This window comes from Rothia koreensis, assembly GCF_004136575.1.
Taxonomy (GTDB): domain Bacteria; phylum Actinomycetota; class Actinomycetes; order Actinomycetales; family Micrococcaceae; genus Rothia; species Rothia koreensis.
In genome coordinates this window covers 43,911-60,119 of record NZ_NOIQ01000008.1, presented here as the reverse complement: position 1 = coordinate 60,119, position 16,209 = coordinate 43,911, and the positions used below count along the sequence as shown (strand labels likewise).

Here is a 16,209-nt window from a genome sequence, read left to right as displayed (position 1 = left end):
CGGCGTCACAATGGACCAGCCGTGGTCTCCTCCCACGTATAGTCGAATCACCGTCTAGAACCACGGGAGAACCACACATCATGTCACCTCGAACGAGTGTGATCATGCCTGCCTTCAACACGGCGGGCACGATCGAACGCGCCATCAAGAGTGTCACGGGCCAAACGGACCCGGACTTCGAACTGCTGATCGTCAATGACGCATCACCCGATGACCTCAAATTGGTAGTCGCCGAATACCTCGGGGAGCATCCGGACCCCCGAATCCGCTACCTGGAGAATCAACAGCATCTCGGTCTGGCGGAGACCCGGAACCACGGGCTCCGGGAGGCGGAGGGGCAATGGATTGCTTTTCTCGACTCGGACGACCAGTACACGCCGACGTTCCTGGAAACCATGCACAACGCGGTGACGCCGACGAGCGATGTGATCGTGTGCGCGCATTGCCTGCACCACGAATCGGGCGAGACCACGTATCGACGCCGGGGTGAACCGGGGACCTGCACCGGCCACGATGCGATGTTGCAGGTGCTGCGGGACGAAATGACTCCCTACGCCTGGGACAAGATCTATCGGGCAAGCCGCATTCGCGGGGTGACGTTTCCTCCGATCGGCAATATCAAGGACGAAGCGTTCACGGTCCCGGCCTTCAAGCGGGCACGCAGGGTGAAGGTTTTGCGCGATGCCCTGCACTGGTACTCGGTCGACGAATCGCCCGTCACATCATCAGCCTGTCCTCCCTTGGAGGACTGCTGGCGCCATGTCGAGCACCTCAAGATGACGACGAATGCACACCTGGGAACCGAGACGGAGAAGAACGCCCTCGCGGTCGCGTGGGTTCTGTGCTTCTTGAACGCCGCACAAACCGCCCTCAGGCTGCGGCCGGAGAACCTGCGCGGCTATGTGAAGGGTTGCCAGGAGGCCATGCGGTTGCCCCTGGTACTGAGGACGCTCAAGACGGCCCCGTTCTTCGGTGCCGCGGGCCTTCTCCTGCGCCTGTCCCCCTCCGCCTATCGCACGCTGTACGGCTCCTACGTCCAGCGGTCCCGGCGGGCCTGAATATGGCAGGCTCGGCGAGCCGCGCGCCGTGAAACTCACCCGATCCATATCGTGACCGGCAGACAAAGAAAAACGAGCCTTGCGCAGTACGTTGTGTACCGTGCAAGGCTCGCTTTTTACCTGCTGGTGCCCAAGGTGGGACTCGAACCCACACTCCGTGAAGAACCGCATTTTGAGTGCCCCAGATAGGGGTTTAGGGGTGTCTACTACCGTCTAAACCCCTTGAAAAACCAGGGTTTTTACTTACAGCTGTTCACTCGCGTTCAGGCCTCGTGACTAACTCGTGACTAACGATTAGTCACGCCCGGCGCCCCTCATGCGGTGCCAAAAACCATCCCTACTCGCCCGGCTGGCCACCACATGTAGCCCGATACACCAAGTCCTCAAGACACCACCCCGGCACCTCCCACCCAATTCGAACCGCTGGACAACGTAACAACCCCACCCAGATAGTTCCCAGGCAACTACGGGGATAAACTCAAAAAGACACCCGCACCACAGGAGAAGCAACATGAAGATCGACTGGACTGGCAAGCAACGCCGCGAACGAAACGCTGCCGCCGGCGCCCCCGACGGACCCAAGAGGAAGCGTGGATGCCTTGGCTGCCTCGGCATCATCGTCGTAATCATCGTCATCGCCGCTATCGCCTCCGCCGTCGGCGGTGGCAGCAACAATGACGACGAGAAAAAGTCGGGCGACAAAGCGTCATCGTCCTCATCGTCGGAAGCTCCCAAGGAACGGGTGGAGTCCGAGCTCCCGCCAACTGAGGAACCCAAGTCAGAAAAGCCAGCTCCCGATGACCCCGAGGCGGCCATGAAAAAGCAGGTGAACAAGGCGCTCAAGTCCTCGGGCGCGAAAGAAGCCAAATTCAGCACGTATGAGCCTTCAGACGACAGCGTATGGATCAAGTTCCAGATCCGGGATGCTCTTTCTAAGAAGGGTATGGTGAAGGGCGCCCAGCGTGACACCGCCGCGATCCTCGACGCGATTCGTGAGGCCGGTGTTCCGGGTTCGAAGATTCTCATCGAAGGCGACGTTAACGATGCGATGGCGTTCAACCTCGCATACAGCCCGGACACGATTAACTCCCAAAATTGGAGTAGTCTCGAACCGGCCAAGGTGTGGGACCTCCGCGACAGCGGTGGAATCATGCCCGAGTTCACCAATTAGATACGCAAAAGGACCCCCACTCACCAATGGCGGTGAGTGGGGGTCTCTTCGTGCCTAGCTACACAGGAGTCCACAGCTTTCGGACAAACTAGACGTATACAGCATATAGGCCCTGCTTGTCTGGGGCAGGACCGTGAAAGGCCCCCGGCGACAAAGGTAAAAACCGGGGGCCAAACCGTGCCCCACGACTGATACACACCCACAGACAGGTGACATGGGACACGGCCACCAGTATAGTCGTCCGTCAACATCAATCCCCGCACGCAAAAAGGACCCCCACTCACCGGCACAGGCGAGTGGGGGTCTCTATGCGTCTCCGCTGCGAACAGCTAGCACAAAGGTTTCGGAGACGTGTGTGCAGTCTAGTCGGTGGGGTCGCCCAGAGTCATTTTCAGGTAACCCCACCTATCTAACCTAGTTGGCCACTGACAGAGGATCGGCTAGACCGTCCCCACCTTAGCCAAAGAATCAAGGTCAGGGTAGTCGCCGTCCGACGTGCCGGCAGGTGCCGCGACCGCCTGGACGCCTACGCCCGGTTCAGTAGCTACAGGTGCCCCAGTGGGCCGGTGCCGCTCAACGTCGCCAGTAGCGGCGTGAGCGCCCGTGTAACCGCCCGTGCTGGTCTTATTAGCCACGGCCTCGGCCACTTCATCGGCGGACGGCACAACCGCCGTAGGAGCCTTCGCAGCAACCTTGTCCGCGATGTCCTCGCTAGCCTGAGCCAGGTACGGCGCAAGAGTCTCCGCCTTAGACGGCGACAAATACCCGCCCGCCAAAGCGCAGACCGCTGAGAGCACGATAGTCAATGGCGCAAGCAGCTCGACCTGCGCCGACTCAGGGAAAAAGTACAGGACGATAGCGGCCAAAGCGCCACCAACCACGGAACCGCCCGTAGCCGAAAGGGTAGTGGTACCCACAGTCTTTTTAGCCTCCATACTACTTGCCCTCCTTCGACGCCTTAACCTCGGCAGTCAGGTCGGCCACCTGCTTCTGGGTGAACAGAACATCAGCCTTCAATCGCCCGAAGTTCTGGGCGTTATACTGCGCTTCCGTGACCAAAGTGGTCTGTCCGCCCACGGGCTGACCATTCACGGTCCCTTCACGGTTGAACTTCTCGTTGTGGATAACGTTGTGGATACACTGACGGATGAACCCATCGTTCTGATGGAGTACATCGTTGACGACCTCCGCGAGGTCCTGCCTACTAGCCATATCGAACCAATCCTTACTGATAGTCTGTGTTTCAACCTGCGCCGGAGCCGGTGATTCGCCCCCGGAATAACGGAAAATGTGACACGGCGGGGAACCATTAGCCGACCAAATATAATCGTGATTGTTCAGGGTGATACCGTTGTAGCCGAAATTACAATGCAGGATATTGTCAGAGTCAACGAAAATCCCCGTATGGCCCGCCGCGCCTGCTGAGCTTCCAGGGTCACCCCAGATAAAGATGTCGCCCCGCTGGGTAGGGATGCCCTCCGCCGTAGCCTGAACCTCCTGGAAACCCCACGAAGGCAAATCCGAAAACATGGACTCGGTATTCCCAACCGTGCCGGACGTGTTAGCCCCAGCGTCCATCAGCGCATAATAGACGGAACTGGAGCAGTCGTAAGACCCCGGCCCGTTACGGTAATCCATCGAATACGTGACAGCCCCAGCCCTATCCTGAAACCAACCGATAGCCGCTTCCATGTTGGTCATCGCACCAATGCTCCTTCCAAAAAATATGTTGAGCACCCTAATGACGCTCGAAAATCTCTTCAAGCTCAGACGGGCGCTCATGCGGTTTACCCGTCAACCCCGTAATACGGTTCTCCAACGTGCGCGCATAATCAACAACTTTACGCATCCGAACCCACAGGTCATCCACCTTATTTTTCAGTGAAAAAATCTCCTGCTTCTGGGCATCACGGTCACGCCGCAACTCATCGACCTGCGCCTCCAATGATTCGCTAATCTTCCGCTGTTGCTCGACACGCTCCCCCATATATTTAAGGTCATCACGCAACAACTGGTCAGGATCAGTTTTCTTCGGCTTCAACCCCAACCAGGCGACAATGATTGCGACAACACCGGGAATGAGGTAAGGGGCGTATTCGCTCATTCATCCCGCCTCACAATCTTATGCGCCTCCGTAATATCGGACGCTCGTCTGTCGTCAATGTGCCGCATCAGGTAGAACGCCCCGAGCGCGTTAATCCCGTTGCCCCCGTACAGGGCCGCCGACATCCAGGCCCGCGTGTAACGGTCGCCCTCCTGAGTAGGCCAGGCCCCCATGTAGCCCGCCGCCCACGTCAGCATAAGGAACGCGAACCACAAAGTAGCGAGGCCGCCCTTGCCCCGGATCATCCCGACCAGAGCAAGGACAGCGCCCACGCCCCATAGGGCGACGTACAACCACATGGCCGACCCGTTATCAGTCAAAAACATCGGGCCGGACGACTCATAAGGACCACCAAAATACGGCGTATACGCGATAACCTGCGCCAGACTGACAACGAAAACGCCAAGAAGAAGGATACGTTGACCAAGATTTCTCATCAGGCCCACCCCCTCCACTAGACGATGTACGCCGTTGTAATGATGCGCTGATACTCAGCCGCACCCGAAACATAACCGCCCGTATTATCCACCGACAGGGTGACGATAGCCTCGACACCAGGCGGGCAATAGAACGAATGCGCCAAAGACATTCCCGTGGCGTTGGTTGTCGAGTTGGTGGAAAGCGACTTATTTGCCTGAGTGTTCCCCGTCAGCTGGAGGTTGAAATAACCGCCGTTAGACGACGACCTGCCAAACACGGTGCCGGTCGTGACGATCTGGCGCGGGTAAGGGCGCAACCCCGCCGACCTCGTAGCGATAGTAGCCCCCGGCCCCTTATCGCCGCCACCAAACGTAGGCCAAACATAAGTTTCCGGCCCCTCCGGCGGGACAGGCAAACCAAGCTCCGCAAGAATACGAGCCGCAAAATACCTATGCGTGAACGCGGTAACATGGTTACCATCGGTCGCATAAGCCCACCAATGATTTGCCCCCGGCATACCCATAGCGTACGAATCGTCCGACAGGTCCAGGTAATACGCCCTCGGGTGCTCTTCCGCGACCTTCCGCAAACGTTCGTTGTACTGCCACCATTTAATAGGCGGGTTATTTCCGTCTTTCCCGTTCTGCGTCTGGTAGGTCAAAAGAATATGGCGGGTATCCGGGGAAACCTTGTCGATCTCCGCGAGCTTATTCCGCATATCCCGCTCGTAATCGTCCAGGCCCCACTGATTACCGTAGTTATTCGAGCCGACAGCGTGGAACATCAGCTGCGGCTTAATAGACCCGATAGCGGCCACCTTATCGGCAGGCAGATAATCCGAGGACGTGGTGCCGCCCTTGGAGAACTGCCAACCCTGGATGCCCGTTGCCGGTTTCTTATCGGTGTTGTTGACGTTCCAATTCAAGGTACGCGGCGTCAACACAGCGTTAACACGTTCAGCCCAAGCCCTACCGTTATAATCGTTCGAGCCAATACCCGCCGAACCGTAGCCCTCAGCGGTCGAGGAACCGGCATACACAATACCGACACCCTCATTCAGCTGTTTCTGGATCAGGTTGGACACGTACGCACGAAGCTCAGCCTGATTAATGTACTCAAGCGCCTTAACCCGGTTCTTCACGGTCGAAAGGTCACCAGCACCACCGGCGAGTTCGTCAAACCGCGCTTCAAGGGCCGTACGAGCCTTAACCTCACTGCCCAGCGAAGCCGTCAAATTGGACACGTCAGACGTACGTTTAGTGACCTCAGACGACAAGGACGCATTCAGGTTATCGTCAGCTTTTTTGCGTGCCTCAGCCTCAGCCTCAACAAGGATAGTCGGGTCAGCCGGTTTAGGAACCTTGACCTTGCTCGTGGTGCCGTCCGTGTAGGTGATAGTTAGCGTCCCCTCGTCCGTGCCTTCTCCCGCCTCAATGGAGACGATGCCGCGCCCGTCAGCTCCCTTAATCGTCTCGGGAAGCTGAACAAAATAATCGGTGCCGTCACCCAACTTGAAAACAATGCCGCCACGTTCAGCCGTGATTTTGACAATGCCCTTAGACGGGGTCAGCGCATCAGGGACGCTCTGAACCAGGTCTTCAAGCCGGTACGACTGTGCCGCCCACATGCGCACAGTCCACGGCTTCACCGAAACACGCTTGCCCTCAAACGTCAGATCAGGCGCTACAGTCCACTCCCACTGAACTTCATCCTTTTCAGCCGGGCACAGCAAGACAAGCGCGTTAGACCCGTCACGGGTAATCTCACCCGCCGGGTCCAACACGCCTTCGACCCGTCCAGGGAAGCGGATGGACTGCGAAGCCTTGTCCGACAACCTAGTAAACCTCGGGGTAAACACAACCTTGCCGCGCATCGGCTCATCAGATGCCGCCGTGGAATCCCTCGATGCCGCCAAAAAACGGCCCGACAACTGGCTAAAATCAGCCATCAGCCTCAACCCCCATATTCCCGGTATACGCACCCTCAGTAGCCTTCTGAGCCTGCAAAAGCGACTCAATGGTGAGGAGCGTATTCTTAGTCTGTTTCATCTTGTCCGCCGCCGCTTTCTCAGCGGCCTGCGCTTTCGCGTACTCTTCACTCAAACGCGCTGTACGGTCCACGCACTCCGTATGGGTTTTTTCGTCAGCTGCCAGAGTGGTTCGCAGAGACGCCAAAACTGTTTCGTAATTCATCCAAATACCCCTTTAGGATGCCGTGTTCGGGTCCATCGGCGCGAACCACGTAAAATCAAAAGTGAACGAAAAACCCTGGGTGATATTCAGAGAAGCCCCACCCATCGGTTTAATCTGCACTTGCCCATTCGTGGCCAGTTGAACCTGGATAGGTTGATCGCGGTAAACGCCGAGACCGAACAGGCGATATGGCGGGTACCATTCCGGCCCCATGATTGTTCCCACTACCGACCATTCGCGGATCGTGTAAGACTCCGCTGCACGTTGCACAGTAGCGTTCGCTTTGCACTCCCACCCGTCCGAGGTCGGCTGAACCAACATGCCGCCGCTGCCCGAGGTGAAAGACCAGCCAGGCATACCCCACAAGGCGATACGCTGGCCGCCAATAGGTGACCACACGTTCCAGGAGGCCCTAAACTCCTTGTTCTCGCGCCACACAATAGCCCGAGTACCCCACAACAACCGGTTAGGGTCAGGCAGGTCTACCTCACGGTCAACCTGGATCGTCGGAGTGATCTTCTGGTTCCGCATCGTCAGTTTCGCGTCCGTGAGAAGCTGATTCGGCTTCCGCACGATCTCCGCGATATGCAAGTAGTACTTCCCGCTGGTGAAGTCCAGATTCGTCCAAACCCCCAACTTCACAGGGGTTTCAGAGTTCGCCGGGTTGTACTGCAAAGCAATGTAGTACGTCGTCTCCGCCGTGACCGCAGGAACTTTCAGGGTGATCGGGGCATCCATCTTGTGGTAAAAACCTCGCAAGATTGCGTGGTTGAACCCCTTCAACGAGTCTGTCTCAACAGTCACGCTGTCGCCCGTGTTTGACAGTGTCACCCGGTACGGGTTGCCGCCTTCATCCAGGACACCGTCACCAATACCCAGCGTGACGGACTTCCACTGGTCATCCGTCAACGGTTTTTCAATAACGGGGAATGACTGCTCAGTCATTAGTTTGTCTCCATCCCTCTTTGCCTCTTGTCGAGGTCACGCACACGCCTAACCCAAGCCGGAGAATCGTTGTCCTGATCCTGGGTTTTACCAATAGTCAATTTCGTATTGCGGCCCTTGTCGTCCCAGGAAATCTCCGCCAGCTGGATCTGATCCGTATAATCGGCACCACCAAGGCGGGCAGTAACGATGTCGCCGATCAGATAATCGCGCCCAAACACCTTCGAGGTGCCGTTCTCATTCGGGCGTTCATTCGCCGTCAATGTGACAGCGGCAGACCCGGCCATGAGCTTAGTCTCTTTGGCCCCGGCCTTATCGAGGGCCGCCCGGTCCTCCGCGTCCGTCTGGTCCTTGAACGTCTCGGCCCGCCAACCCCACGTGTCCTCGGACGGGATCCTGTACTCGCCCAACAAGCGTTCTTTCAAGTCCCCCTTGCCGCCAAGGATGAACGCTGTCGTCTCCGGGGCCGTCAAGGATACCGTCCAGTCGCCCAACGTCCCGGTCTCTTGCCGGAAGACCATCGACCGGGTGCGATCCGTGACCGCCTCAACAGTGAAATGCAGCTTCCGGTCCTGCCCATACCTGCAAACCATTCTCACTTTGCCCAGGTCGCCCAACGTCGCCGCCTCATCAAGAACCGGCTTCAAACGGGACTTGACCTCGACACGGCCACCCGTGTCAGCCTCATCAACAACCAGCCCAAACCAGCGCCGCTCAGCCCGAGCGTTAGGCCCGAGGTTCCGCAGAACCATCGACCCGATCACCCGGCCCGCCGACCCGGAATCGGTATAATAATCGGCCACGTTTTGCTGGTCCGCCGCCCGATCAGGCGATGGGAACGTGATCCGTTGCGCCAAAGCCACAAGATCATCCACGCCGGAAAGGTTCAGGTTGAGAATCCCCTTCGACGTCATCGACCGTTCAATGGTGGTAATAAGGACCGAATACGCGCCAGCATCATGGTCCCGGATGAACAGGCGGCACCCCGGAACAATCCGAGATGCCGCCCTACCCTCACCCACAATCTGAGCCGTAAACGTCCCCTTAGCGTTGAGCTTCTGCACCACCGTGCAATTCACCCAATCCAAACGGCCACGAGGCACCAGGTCAGGCCCAATCAGCGTCATCTCCATAGAACCCCCTAGTAGCCCGTCAGGTATTGCGGCTTGTACGTCAGCTCCAACAACGACTTTTCATTGGCCCCGGTAAACGAGACTGTGACGGTGTTCGCCCCAGGGCTGAGCTGGAAGAAGTCGGAATCCAACGAAACCCGGTCCCACAACTGGCCGTCATGGTTCTCGGAGTCGTAAACATCCCCGGCAGCCGTATCGAACGTGATCCGGCGACCTGCCTCAATGTCACCCGTAAAATGAATCTTCTTCTCCCCGGCCTGAATCTTTAAATCAGTGCCAGGCCCGGTCACCGTGAACACCGGGTAGACCGGTTTGTCGCCCTTGACCTGGATCTCAAAGCGGCCAGCAATAGACGACGAATACAGGATCACCGGGAAGAACGGGGACGTCTCCGACAAGAACGGTTTCTTCCCCGGATCGAGCTGGAACAGCCTCGAAACCGGATCAGCGGACCAGAACGCGGACGGGGCTTTCAGGGTCACCCCGAAATGCTGGTAACAACCCCGGAAGTCCTCGCCATAGTCGCCGTCCAAACCATCGGAATAGACAGCATCAACCCACCGGATCTCGCTGTTTCGAGTCCGTGACTGGACACTGACCCTGACCGGCCCCTTGCCCGGGTCCAGGAGCGAGAACAATGCGTCACGGCGCTTGTCCACCTGCTCATACGAATCCCCGTAGACGAAGATCGGGAAGAACAGCTCCCGCTCAGTCAAGCGAGTGTGCCGAAGGAGGGCACCATGCCCCGATGGAATCGAACTGAACTCGTGTTCCACCGGGGCAATACCCAGACCCGTGACGCCCCGCTTGAGTAGGTACCCATCATCAGTGACGGAAAAGCCGAGACGAAGAGACTCCCCGCCTCGGCTGATCGTCACTGTGGGATCGAACTTAGGCATACAGGGTCTCCCTCTTCTTCTGCTCCTTCATGACTTCCCGTCCGACTTCCTCAGCCGAGTAGCCATGAATACCGCCGTTGATGACCATGCCCTGGCCCTTCGATGCACTGTTTTCCGCGATCGTGAACATCGCACGCCACTGCTCGGACGTGAGCACGTAGTCAGGCTTGTCGCGCTGGTGGTCGATGAACTGGACGCCCTTCTCGAGCTTCCCGCCACCGTCGAACAGCTTCGCCGGTTGCACGAGGCCACCACCGGAATATCCGTGCCCGTGACCGATAGCCCCGAGCATTCCTGACACGCCGTATCTCGCCTTCGCGTAACGCATACCGGCCACCAAGGACGCCAACGGGTTAAAACGGTCATTCGGCAAGGACGGGTCACGGTACGCGGCGAACGTCGCACCGATCACCTGCACAAGACCCTTAGCAATATCGCCGGACGCGTTGTTGACGTCTCCGATGTTGCCCTGGACCGCGTTCGGGTTACCGCCCGACTCAGTAGCAATCTGCCTAATCCACGCATTCACGTAATCATTAGACGTAGGCAGGCCGACACGTTTAAGCGCCTCAATGACCGTTGAACGCCACTGCTCAGCCGGCTTAGACGACTCACCGCCGCTATCGTTAGAGCCGCCGCCCCCGAACAGCTGGCTCAGCCAATCAATGATCCCATCAACGCTGGTTTGGCCTACACCAATACCGTCCTCGACGAAATCATTACCCTTAAACTTGCCACGTGCCAGGTCGCGCCCCTTGTTGAACACGCTATCCACAATCTTGCGGACAGCCTCAACAATCCAGGACGACCCGCCACCGCCGCCGCCAGGGTTCTCGTAGGTCTTAACGCCCTTGCCAGGCTCACCCCACAACTCCCGTAGCGCCTGATAGTCGCCCGAGTGCGGCCAGTCACCACCGGTCATCATGTGGTCCATGACCGAGCTGGAATCGCCGTTAGCAACGTGGTCCAGACCGAGCGCGTGGCCCATCTCGTGGACCAGAACGCCACGGACACGGTGAGCGGGAACAGCTGAGGAAACCTGAATCTGGTTCCCCGAGTAGAACCCCCAACCGCCCGAGTTGCCATTGATGAAGCTCGACACACCAGGGCCGCCGTTACCCATCTTCACATCAAGAGCAGAACGACCCATCCAGGCTCGCGCCGCCGACTCGGTATCAACACCACTAATGTTAGTGGCCTTGAAAACCATTTTGCCGGCCTTAGACGCCTCCGCCTGCATCGACCCCCACACGTTAGTGCCGGGACCGTGAGGCGGCACTGTACCCGCAGCAATACCGTTACCGCCCTTAGCGTACGCATTCTTGGGCGAATTGGGCAGGTCGCCCGTCGAGTTAATCGCATCCAGGTAACCGGGATAGCGTTGCTCGAACTTCTTACGCGAGGACTTCTTGATGACGTACTCGTCAGCGTGAACAATACCAGCCGGATCGTATTTACCGCCCGGACCAGTATAACCGCCCGTCGCCCAACCCTTAGGTTTAAGCTCGTCAATATCCTTACCGCCCCAAGCCTTCTTGACGGTGTTGTAGGCACCAACGAACGGATTAACGACCTCATCAACAACGAACTTAATTGGCTTCTTCACAGCATCACGGAGCTTATCCCACGCGTCGCGGATAAGATTAGCCGTGTTATCCCAAGCCTGGACAAGGTTGTTTTGGATGAAATTCATCATCGGGTTAAAGATACTATCCCGCAACCAAGTCCAGGTTGAACCGATAATACTACCGATCCAATCCCAGATCATTTTGATTTTAGTGCCAAGCCACTGAAAAGCTGGAATCAGGATATTATCAATAAACCATTTGATCGCGTCCCACGCGGGACGGATCATGACGTTCCAGGCCCACTGGATCGCGGCCACGATCCCATTCCACACCGCGACAATCACCGACCGGAGCCAGTTGAACACCGGTACGAGGATCGTGTTGATGAACGCGTTGATCGCGTTCCAGATCGGAAGGATGATCGTATTCCACGCCCATTGGATGACCGCGACGATCCCGTTCCACACAGCGGAAACTACAGCGCGGAGCCAATTGAACACCGGAACCAGAATCCCGTTGATGAACGCGTTGATCGCGTTCCACAACGGCAGAATCATCACGTTCCACGCCCAGGAAATCACCGCAACGATCCCGTTCCACACGGCAGATACCACGCCCCGGAGCCAATTGAAAACTGGAACGAGGATCGCGTTGATGAACCAGTTGATCGCATCCCAGGCCGGCTTGATGATCGAGTTCCACGCCCAAGTAATGACCGCAGCAATACCATTCCAGGCCGGGACAATGACGGACTGCCACAGCCACACGAACACCGGGCCGAGGACGTTCTGGATGATCCAGCCCAGGACCGTGAAGACGCCCTTGATGATCTCCCAGGCCGCCAGGATCACGAGGCCGATCCCCTGGAACACCGGGACGACTACGAAGTCCAGCAACCACTGGAACACAGGTCCAACAACGTTCTGGAGGATCTCGACGATGAAACCGAAGACCGGCTTGATGATGTTCTCCCACGCCCACGAGATCGCAGTACTAATCGCATCCCAGGCCGGTTTGATCGCGTTCTCCCACAACCAACTGAACACAGGCCCAACCACGTCGCGGACGAAGTTGCTGATGTCTGTAAAGATCGGCTTAAGGACGTTCTCCCACGCCCACTGTGCGATCTGAACGATCGCGTTCCACGCGGGGACAATGATCGACTGCCACAACCACGTGAAGACAGGACCCACGAAGTCCGTAATCATCCAGGCTATGGCCGTGAAGATCGGCTTCAAGATGCTGTCCCACGCCCACTGAGCGGCAGTGACGATCCCGTTCCACGCAGGGACGATCACGTTCTGCCACAACCAATTGAAGCCACGCCCAATCGCTTCAAGGCCAGTTTGGATAGCCGGCCACGCCGTGCCGGTCCACCACCCGACGAATACTGCTACGACGTCTTTGATGCCCTTGAACGCTGCATCAACAGCATCGTGGAACCAGCCGACCTTGTTGTACATCTGAATGAAACCAACGACCAGACCAGCGATAGCAGCAATAGCGACGCCAATCCATATCAGGATTCCGCCCGTCAGTACGTTGAAAATACCCACTGCCGCGTTGACGGCCATGATGCCGACAGCCATACCACCGAATGCAACGGCAGCCGCCGTAATCGCGACCGCGAGGACAATAGCTACGCCCTTGAATATCTCGGCAGACTTGGAACCAGAGTTCAGCCATTCGGCGAACTGTTTGATCGCAGGGGTAATAGTGTCCTTGAGGACGCCGGTAATAGCGTCCACGGCTTGAGTCATCGGGCCGACGAATGGCTTAATCAGCTCTGCCCCGAATGATGCGAAGGCGGTCTTCAAGATGCCGATTTTCGCGGGAAGGGTTTGGCCCATTTCCTTCGCCAAGTCGCCCGTGTTCTCGTTCACGGCCTTGACGAAATCCTCGTAGGAAATCTTGCCCTCAGAGCCGAGCTTCTTAACCTCATCGGTGGTCTTGCCCATCGACTTAGCAAGATAGCTATACACCGGAACGCCGCGCTGCATCAGCTGTAGAGCGTCGCCCGCGTAGAGCTGCCCAGATGCCTTGATCTGGGTCATGATTGTGCCAATATCGGTAGCCGACGCCCCGGATGCCGCCGCGAGGTTCGTCAACGCCTTCGTGGACGCGTCCAGCTCAGGGCCGAGCTTCACGCCCGACTGCATCAGCAGCGAGGCGTTCTTGGACGCATCCGACAGGGACACACTCGTGCCCGTAACAGCCTTATTGAGGCTGTCCATCAGCCCGGCCGTCTGCTTTGACGACAGGCCCAAATTCTTAAAGACGATGTCGGACTTCTGCAAGTCCATCAACCGGTTGAACCCGGAGGACAGGACAGCGCCAGCACCACCGAGACCAACAAGGCCACCGATCATAGCTGGCAGGCCCTTCATCTTCGCCATGATGCCATTTGTCATGGATTGACCGGCCTCAGCGCCGACCCGGCCAGCGATACCCGACAAACTGCTAAGGCTCCGAGAAACACCACTCGAGATAGCGGAACCGGCCTTAGAGAAACCACTAGTCAGGGCACTAGCCCCATTGGCCGCCGCACTACGGGCCGCGCCCACAGTGGCCCGGAAACCACCCGACAAAGCGTTACCGACCGTCGAAGCGGCACGGCCCGCGCCCGACGTGAAAGCGGCGAAATTCTCCGCCGCCGAACGGGAAGCAACCGTTTTGATCCCCGTGAAACCGCGAGACAGGCCACTACGCACAGCCTCGCCCGTGGACGACGCCGCACCCGTAAACGACGACACCATGCCGCCAGCCGTGGAAGCGATACTCGACCTCGCATTAGCCAGGCCGTTACGGAATCCACCCCACACGTTCGAGAACGCCGTAGACACGGCAGACCCGGCAGTCTTCGCCCCGGTCACGACCTGATTGAACGCGCCCGAGAAGTTCCCGGTAAAAACGTTCTTCAAGAACGACCCGACACCGGCGAACGTGGACTTCACCGCACCAGCGGCAACACTGGCCGCCGACTGGACACCACTAAACGCGGTAGATGCGGCAGACTTCGCCCCGCTGAACGCCGACCCGATCTTCTGGCCGATACCCGAGAACGCGGCACGGACCGCTCCCCCGGACTTCGTCGACGCCGTAGACAACTCGTCGAGAGCGGACTTCGACGCCTGGACCTCTTTCGCATACCCAGAAATCTGAGTAACCGCGTCCCGCGAGACCTGGGTGTACTTCTCCCGCGCTTTAATGAGGCGATTCTCAGCCGCGAGAATCTGAGAGTTCTTCGCGTTGCCCTTTTCCTTGACCTCGTTGAGCTTCGCCTCAGCGATCTCAACACCACGGGCCGCCGCTGACCGTCGACGGGATCCCCGTTCCGTGGCAGCAGCCAGCTTCTCTTCACCGGAAGTCAGCCGTTTCTGCAAGTCCTCGACAGTCGAGGTTGACGCAGCGTTCAAGCCCTTCTGGATGGACTTGCCCATTTTCTGCCCGGTGGTGGAGGCTTGAGACTCCGCTTGACCGAACATCTGCCCGATCTGCTTGCCCATCTGCTTCGTGGACACGTTCAGCGTCACGTAAGCGCTGGCAAGCTCCATCTTGGCGACCATTCTCAAACCTCCACTTAGGCATAAAAAAAGGACCGTCACGCTTTCGCGAAACGGCCCTCCAACCACTTCAAGTACTCGTCGGTGTCAGTGCCCTTATCCGGGGTGATCTTCCGTTGAGTGTTCTTCTTGTCCCACGGACGTTTCGCCGGTTTAGGGCGCATGCCCTTGCCACCGGCGCGCTGCCAGTTAGCCATGGCCGTGAGCTCCACCAGGGTCACCTGTTCGTTGTACCCCGGCACGTACCAGTGCCAGTCCTTCGGGTTCCGCGCCCGATGCAACGGCCCATCCATCGGCTCGGTCTCGACGGCGGAAATCATCTCGTCCCACCAGTCGCATTCCTCATCGGCCCTCGGCCACCGCAACCCGAACTCCATCAGTCGAGCCACTACAGCCGAGGGGTATTGGTCATACTCGGAGATCAGTCCGAAGATTTTGGGGCGTTAGCCAACTGCCCCTGTGTCCAATCAGTGATGAACTGTTCCAGCTCGCCCTCAATGTCGAGGGAATCGATCGCCTCGAGATAATCCGGGTCCACCTGAGCATCCTCGAGCCACTGGATCAGTTTGGAAACGTCCCCGTCCTGGATACGACGCATCACGCCCAGCGGAGGTGCGAACTTCGGAAGAACGAACTCGCCCTCGAAGTTCTCGTTGGTGAACTTCACCATCTCGTACCGCTTCGCGGCCTTGCGGACTACCTTCTTTTTGGCCTCAGCCATAACGACTCCTTAAAAGCAAAAAGCGACCCCTTGGATAAGTTCACCCATTGGTTGGGTCCGGCCCGTGCGCGGGGAGTCGCTGTCCACGCACGGGCCGGGATCTAGATACGGGTTTAGGATTTTGCCTTGCCCTCGAGGGCGGTCACACGAGCAACCAGGGCCTCCCACTGTTCTTTAGTGGGGAACCCGTCAGCGCCTTTAGCGCCGGTATCGCCCTTAGGGCCGGCATCGCCCTTGTCACCCTTCGGACCAGCCGCACCAGCTGCACCGGCATCACCCTTCGGGCCAGGGTCACCCTTCGGGCCGGCGTCGCCCTTGGGACCAGCCGGAACAGACGCGATACCATCCTCAATATGACTCAGGCGAGCCGCCGTGATAGGCGTGCCGCCCTCCTTGCCGTCCTTCCAGGACTGCTTAACATAAGCCATCATTTAC

At 58.1% G+C, this 16,209-nt stretch carries 15 protein-coding genes; 2 read left to right on the top strand and 13 right to left on the bottom strand.

What is annotated here, in order from left to right:
• Positions 1–80: 80 nt before the first annotated feature.
• The gene (locus tag EWU68_RS07690) at positions 81–1,058 is read left to right on the top strand and encodes a glycosyltransferase family 2 protein (protein WP_129315546.1); all 978 of its coding nucleotides are present in this window, start codon (positions 81–83) and stop codon (positions 1,056–1,058) included.
• 511 nt (positions 1,059–1,569) lie between these two features.
• Positions 1,570–2,229 (top strand): hypothetical protein, encoded by a 660-nt coding sequence (locus tag EWU68_RS07685; protein WP_129315545.1) that lies wholly within the window; start codon positions 1,570–1,572, stop codon positions 2,227–2,229.
• 440 nt (positions 2,230–2,669) lie between these two features.
• Here EWU68_RS07685 and EWU68_RS07680 read toward each other — a convergent pair whose 3' ends face one another.
• The 13 genes from EWU68_RS07680 to EWU68_RS13025 all read right to left on the bottom strand — a co-directional run bounded on the left by EWU68_RS07680 (position 2,670) and on the right by EWU68_RS13025 (position 16,205).
• Complete coding sequence (locus EWU68_RS07680; RefSeq protein WP_129315544.1) at positions 2,670–3,146, bottom strand: hypothetical protein; 477 nt, start codon at positions 3,144–3,146, stop codon at positions 2,670–2,672.
• Between the two features lie 19 nt (positions 3,147–3,165).
• Entirely contained in the window at positions 3,166–3,930 is a 765-nt protein-coding gene (locus EWU68_RS07675; protein ID WP_129315543.1) for a peptidoglycan amidohydrolase family protein, read from the bottom strand.
• A gap of 37 nt (positions 3,931–3,967) precedes the next feature.
• Positions 3,968–4,333: a hypothetical protein gene (locus EWU68_RS07670; protein WP_129315542.1), complete on the bottom strand. Its 366-nt coding sequence runs from the start codon at positions 4,331–4,333 to the stop codon at positions 3,968–3,970.
• Complete coding sequence (locus EWU68_RS07665) at positions 4,330–4,770, bottom strand: hypothetical protein (RefSeq protein WP_156265383.1); 441 nt, start codon at positions 4,768–4,770, stop codon at positions 4,330–4,332. Before EWU68_RS07665 ends, EWU68_RS07670 begins: the two co-directional genes overlap by 4 nt.
• A 17-nt stretch (positions 4,771–4,787) precedes the next feature.
• Complete coding sequence (locus tag EWU68_RS07660; RefSeq protein ID WP_129315540.1) at positions 4,788–6,701, bottom strand: SGNH/GDSL hydrolase family protein; 1,914 nt, start codon at positions 6,699–6,701, stop codon at positions 4,788–4,790.
• Positions 6,694–6,945 carry a hypothetical protein gene (locus EWU68_RS07655; RefSeq protein WP_129315539.1) on the bottom strand — a complete coding sequence of 84 codons (252 nt, stop codon included), beginning with the start codon at positions 6,943–6,945 and terminating at the stop codon, positions 6,694–6,696. The genes EWU68_RS07660 and EWU68_RS07655 overlap by 8 nt, the downstream gene beginning before the upstream one ends.
• Positions 6,946–6,957: 12 nt before the next feature.
• Positions 6,958–7,890 carry a hypothetical protein gene (locus EWU68_RS07650; protein WP_129315538.1) on the bottom strand — a complete coding sequence of 311 codons (933 nt, stop codon included), beginning with the start codon at positions 7,888–7,890 and terminating at the stop codon, positions 6,958–6,960.
• The gene (locus EWU68_RS07645; RefSeq protein ID WP_129315537.1) at positions 7,890–9,023 is read right to left on the bottom strand and encodes a Gp37-like protein; all 1,134 of its coding nucleotides are present in this window, start codon (positions 9,021–9,023) and stop codon (positions 7,890–7,892) included. Before EWU68_RS07645 ends, EWU68_RS07650 begins: the two co-directional genes overlap by 1 nt.
• 8 nt (positions 9,024–9,031) lie before the next feature.
• Entirely contained in the window at positions 9,032–9,922 is an 891-nt protein-coding gene (locus EWU68_RS07640) for a phage distal tail protein (protein WP_129315536.1), read from the bottom strand.
• On the bottom strand, positions 9,915–15,056 hold the full coding sequence (locus tag EWU68_RS13525) for a tape measure protein (protein ID WP_129315535.1): 5,142 nt from the start codon (positions 15,054–15,056) through the stop codon (positions 9,915–9,917). The genes EWU68_RS07640 and EWU68_RS13525 overlap by 8 nt, the downstream gene beginning before the upstream one ends.
• A 35-nt stretch (positions 15,057–15,091) precedes the next feature.
• Positions 15,092–15,442, bottom strand: coding sequence for a hypothetical protein (locus EWU68_RS07630; RefSeq protein ID WP_129315534.1), 351 nt, complete (start codon positions 15,440–15,442; stop codon positions 15,092–15,094).
• Between the two features lie 32 nt (positions 15,443–15,474).
• Entirely contained in the window at positions 15,475–15,774 is a 300-nt protein-coding gene (locus EWU68_RS07625) for a hypothetical protein (protein WP_129315533.1), read from the bottom strand.
• A gap of 113 nt (positions 15,775–15,887) precedes the next feature.
• Positions 15,888–16,205: a hypothetical protein gene (locus tag EWU68_RS13025; RefSeq protein WP_162421394.1), complete on the bottom strand. Its 318-nt coding sequence runs from the start codon at positions 16,203–16,205 to the stop codon at positions 15,888–15,890.
• Positions 16,206–16,209 lie beyond the last annotated feature (4 nt).

Bases quoted from the DNA above. Each gene is read 5' to 3' on its own strand.
- EWU68_RS07690 (WP_129315546.1), top strand. From the start codon at position 81: ATGTCACCTCGAACGAGTGTGATCATGCCTGCCTTCAACACGGCGGGC.
- EWU68_RS07685 (WP_129315545.1), top strand. From the start codon at position 1,570: ATGAAGATCGACTGGACTGGCAAGCAACGCCGCGAACGAAACGCTGCC.
- EWU68_RS07675 (WP_129315543.1), bottom strand. From the start codon at position 3,930: ATGACCAACATGGAAGCGGCTATCGGTTGGTTTCAGGATAGGGCTGGG.
- EWU68_RS07670 (WP_129315542.1), bottom strand. From the start codon at position 4,333: ATGAGCGAATACGCCCCTTACCTCATTCCCGGTGTTGTCGCAATCATT.
- EWU68_RS07665 (WP_156265383.1), bottom strand. From the start codon at position 4,770: ATGAGAAATCTTGGTCAACGTATCCTTCTTCTTGGCGTTTTCGTTGTC.
- EWU68_RS07660 (WP_129315540.1), bottom strand. From the start codon at position 6,701: ATGGCTGATTTTAGCCAGTTGTCGGGCCGTTTTTTGGCGGCATCGAGG.
- EWU68_RS07655 (WP_129315539.1), bottom strand. From the start codon at position 6,945: ATGAATTACGAAACAGTTTTGGCGTCTCTGCGAACCACTCTGGCAGCT.
- EWU68_RS07650 (WP_129315538.1), bottom strand. From the start codon at position 7,890: ATGACTGAGCAGTCATTCCCCGTTATTGAAAAACCGTTGACGGATGAC.
- EWU68_RS07645 (WP_129315537.1), bottom strand. From the start codon at position 9,023: ATGGAGATGACGCTGATTGGGCCTGACCTGGTGCCTCGTGGCCGTTTG.
- EWU68_RS07640 (WP_129315536.1), bottom strand. From the start codon at position 9,922: ATGCCTAAGTTCGATCCCACAGTGACGATCAGCCGAGGCGGGGAGTCT.
- EWU68_RS13525 (WP_129315535.1), bottom strand. From the start codon at position 15,056: ATGGTCGCCAAGATGGAGCTTGCCAGCGCTTACGTGACGCTGAACGTG.
- EWU68_RS07625 (WP_129315533.1), bottom strand. From the start codon at position 15,774: ATGGCTGAGGCCAAAAAGAAGGTAGTCCGCAAGGCCGCGAAGCGGTAC.
- EWU68_RS13025 (WP_162421394.1), bottom strand. From the start codon at position 16,205: ATGATGGCTTATGTTAAGCAGTCCTGGAAGGACGGCAAGGAGGGCGGC.